Genomic DNA, 3,936 nt, shown 5'->3' with positions numbered 1-3,936 from the left:
GCGACGACGAACAATCTCATCGCCGCCGTGCAGGTGCTCTTGCCGGGCGAAGTCGCCCGCGCTCACCGCCACACGCCGACTGCGATCCGGTTCATCATGGACGGGGCCGGGGCTTATACCGCGGTCGATGGAGAGCGCGTCTACATGGAGCCTGGAGATCTGATATTGACGCCGAGTTGGGCCTGGCACGACCACGGTAACGAGACGAAAGAGCGAGTCGTCTGGATGGACGGGCTGGACATCCCCTTGATCCAATCGCTGGAAGCGATGTTCTTCCAGTTCTACACCGCCCAGCAGGTGCCAGTGACCCGTCCGGCCAACGCCTCCAAGCAGCTCCACGGCCACACGCACTTGAGCCCGACCTGGGTGAAGGAGAAGCTTCAATCTTCTCCGCTGCTTCTCTACTCCTGGGACCGGACCCTGGAGGCACTGAACGCGTTGCGCGACCATGAGGGCAGCCTATTCGACGGCATCGCACTCGAATACCGCCACCCGCAAACGGGCGGCTCCATCCTGCCGACGATGGCCTGCTGGGCACAGTTGCTCCGGCCGGGCGAGGCCACGAAGACGCACCGTCACACGGGCAGCGCGGTTTACCACGTCGTCCAGGGCGAAGGTACGACGGTCATCGACGGACAGCGTTTCACTTGGAGCCAGGGGGACATCTTCGCCCTGCCTCCCTGGGCGCACCACGAACACGCCAACAACTCCAAGAGCGATGATGCCGTGCTCTTCTCGATCCAGGACACGCCCGTGCTCCAGGCGCTGGGCCTCTATTACGAGGAAGAGTTAAGCGAGAACAGCGGCCACCAGGAAGTCACCTCGACCTTTTCGCCGGATTAACCCGAGCGTTCGGCTTTTTTTCTCCTATGCTCTGAGTGCCGGTAATACTTCTCTGCCCAAAAAATCGATCTGTTCGTACCAATCGACGTAGCGGAATCTGAGATCGTAGACGATATGGTCAGCCCCGGCTTCTTCATAAGCTCGCGTGTCTCGGACTATATCCTCCGGCGTTCCGGCCAGAATGAGACCCTGAATATCCTCCAGTGTTGAGAAGGACCCGGAGGTTGGTCTTACCCAGGTTGGGTTTTTGTTGGCCTCGATGATAAGGGCCTTAACATTGACTTTGCTCAGCGCCGTTTCCTTATCTTTGGTTATGCTGGTAAAGGGCATGACTCCCGCTGTTATCATTGGTTTCCCGGCTTTCTTAGAAAGCTCCAGGATGTATTTCTTGAATTTTCTGAAAGTCGCGAGAGTGATCCGCGCAGGCATCCAGCCGTTGCAATACTCCACGGCGCGCCTGCAAGAAGCCGGGGTTCCACCCCCGGCCCAGATCGGAATGGGATTTACCGGAGTAGGCTTGAGCTCGACATTCTCGAAGTTGAAATAGCCGTCACTGTAGGAGACTTTTTCTCCAGCCCAAAGTCTGCGGCAGATGTTTGAGCTGATCCTTGCCAGATTGGCGCGGTCTTGCAGCGTGTTCGGACGGCCTGCTGCCGCGAATTCATGCGGGAAGCCACCTAGACCCATGCCCATGATAAGCCGGCCATTGGAGATCGTGCTTAAACTCGCGAAGAGCTGAGCCAGGTGGATGGGGTTTCTGTGACAGATCACCATGGCAGTCCCGAGGATCAGCTTTCTCGTGACAGAGGCAACTGCAGACAGTATCAGTAAACCCTCGATATGCGTATTGTCGGGTCCCTCCAATTCGTAAGGTTCAAAGACGAGATGGTCTCTAACCCAAACGGAGTCGAAGCCGTAGGCTTCAGCTTTTTTTGACCCTTCGGTACATTTTTCAACTGACGCATGCTCACAAAAATGAGGCAACAGCAACCCAAACTTTAACTTTGATGCCATTGGTCCCTTTTATTTAATGTTAACCCCCCCTCTTGAGGAGGGCACAAAGCCGATGGAGTTTCCCTCGTGGAGTTGCGGTCCATTACTCCACAGGGGGGGAGAAGCGGCAGCTCTCCCCTTTGGTTGAAAACGGGGATTCAAACCCCGTGTTCGATATAACTTGATAGACGGCCACTGTTTTGGAGAGCATCTCTACAAAGACAGGCGAGGAAGGCTCGATATAAAGCATCGGTTCCATTTACGACCTGGGGTGCGGGCTCGAGACTAGCGGGGTTTCCGCAAACGCTTGTGCTTCAGCAGGGCTTAGCGATCGTGGACATAAGCGACCAAGGCGGGAGGACGGACCTTCTTTGTGCTTTGTTTGCCGATTCTCTGACGAACCGCGGAGAAACGAATTACCCTCTGGTTCACCGTTATCTGCTGATCTATCCTGGCTCCCAGTGCCTGCAACTCTCACAGAACCCGCCTGAGGGTGGGAGTGAAGTCAGTGTCCATTGGGCCTCCTCATTCGGACAGTACCCGCTATCGTGCAGTTGCGTCAACAGATTAAGAAAACGCAAAAGGAAAAGCTCTCACCTTCTTTTATAATTGGGCCACTACCCGTTTTCTATGGGAACCAAGTGTGATATCCGTAGGAGGCTTTTATGAACGAACAGTTACGGTTTTACATAGCGCTTAACGGTAGCCTGAAAATAATGCGAGGCCGCTCCGGCTCGATGTCCACTCTCGCGGAGCATTTCACAGGGCAGACACTGGAGTGCTTGACTGGCTGCCGCGAGCGTTCGGAGGTCGTCTTCGCCGCAGTAGCTTTCGACGGCGGCTACCGCACCCAGGATGGCGGCCAAACATGGGAGAAAGTATTGGACGGTGATGTCCGAACCTTCACCGTCGATCCTCATGATGAGCGAGTCGTTTATGCGGGTATTGGACCCGTTCAGCTGTTTCGCAGTGAGGACGGTGGTAGCCGGTGGGAGCCTCTGGACGGTCTTCTTCAGTTGTCTAACGAGGTCAAGTCAAAGTGGACTGTTCCGGGGCAGTACCGAGGCATTCAACACCCCCATGTGCGCTATATCTTCGTTCATCCCGACGATACGAATCTCCTCTTCGTTTTACTGGAGCACGGAGGAGTGGTTCTCAGTCGGGACCGCGGTCAAACGTGGGCAGATGCGAGCTCCGGAATCTCGTATCTTGACATGCACCTTCTGAGAAACTATCCGGGCAGCAAAGAGCGCTACTATGTCTCTTCAGCCCGGGGTTTCTTTCGGAGCGACGATGAGGGCGGTCGGTGGCGGCGGGTGGAAAACGGTATGCCCTGGGCTTACACAGAACTTTATAGTTATTCCCATGAATGGCTATTCTTGCCAGGTGATACTCCCCGCATGATACTGGCCGAGGGCAAAGGATCCCCTGGCGTATGGAGGCGGGAAGCAAGAGACCCACAAGGAAATATACTTCTCAGTGACGACGGTGGTGAGAATTGGCGCCAAGCCTCGGCTGGATTGCCGGAAAAGATGCCGTGGATGCCATGGGTATTAGTGCCCCATCCCATCGACGCAAAAACGGTTTTTGCCGGCATGGGAGACGGGGCGCGCGGTTTTGGTTTCAATCCCAGAGAGAGGGGTAGGGGAGCCCTTTATGTTACTCGAGACCGTGGCGACTCGTGGGAACCTGTGCTCACCGATATGCCCTCTATCCTAACCGCCTGGGTTGCAGCCGAATAATACCGTCTTCACCTTGGGCAGCAGACTCCGCCAGGCCCGACCACTTTGGACTTTTTTTCTATGGAAGCTTGGCCAAGATCTTGTCCGTCTCATCGGAAGAAAAGGCCCTCATCATCTGCGTACGCATGTTACCCTGCGAGCCAATCGCCAATGTCCAGGTTGTCATCGCCTCGCCATTCGGGGCATCGGCAATGACCACGGTATCATAGGCCCCTGCTGTCAAGTAAGCTTCCTTGACATTGATTCCGAGTTTCTCAGCCGCAGCGATCCCGGCCTTTCTCCTCTCGGGGATCTGCTTGGCGTTGCGTATTCCCTGATCTGTTAGACTCATCAAAACGATAAAAGTTGCCATAACGAC

4 protein-coding genes are annotated in these 3,936 nt (G+C 55.5%); 2 read left to right on the top strand and 2 right to left on the bottom strand.

Annotated features, from left to right (window positions below):
- Positions 1-843: cupin domain-containing protein (locus tag O6929_08605; GenBank protein ID MCZ6480447.1), on the top strand; the 843-nt coding region annotated here is incomplete at its 5' end.
- Between the two features lie 24 nt (positions 844-867).
- On the opposite strand, the gene O6929_08600 is transcribed toward O6929_08605, so the two are convergent.
- Positions 868-1,857 carry an LLM class flavin-dependent oxidoreductase gene (locus tag O6929_08600; GenBank protein ID MCZ6480446.1) on the bottom strand — a complete coding sequence of 330 codons (990 nt, stop codon included), beginning with the start codon at positions 1,855-1,857 and terminating at the stop codon, positions 868-870.
- A gap of 644 nt (positions 1,858-2,501) precedes the next feature.
- On the opposite strand from O6929_08600, the gene O6929_08595 reads away from it, so the two are divergent.
- Positions 2,502-3,578, top strand: coding sequence for a hypothetical protein (locus O6929_08595; protein ID MCZ6480445.1), 1,077 nt, complete (start codon positions 2,502-2,504; stop codon positions 3,576-3,578).
- A gap of 58 nt (positions 3,579-3,636) precedes the next feature.
- Here O6929_08595 and O6929_08590 read toward each other — a convergent pair.
- Positions 3,637-3,936, bottom strand: a 300-nt coding sequence (locus O6929_08590) for a GYD domain-containing protein (GenBank protein MCZ6480444.1), incomplete at its 5' end; no start/stop codon positions are given.

Source organism: Candidatus Methylomirabilota bacterium (assembly GCA_027293415.1).
Lineage (GTDB): Bacteria > Methylomirabilota > Methylomirabilia > Methylomirabilales > CSP1-5 > CSP1-5.
The sequence above is the reverse complement of the archived record's forward strand: the minus strand, read 5'-3'. Positions and strand labels throughout refer to the sequence as shown.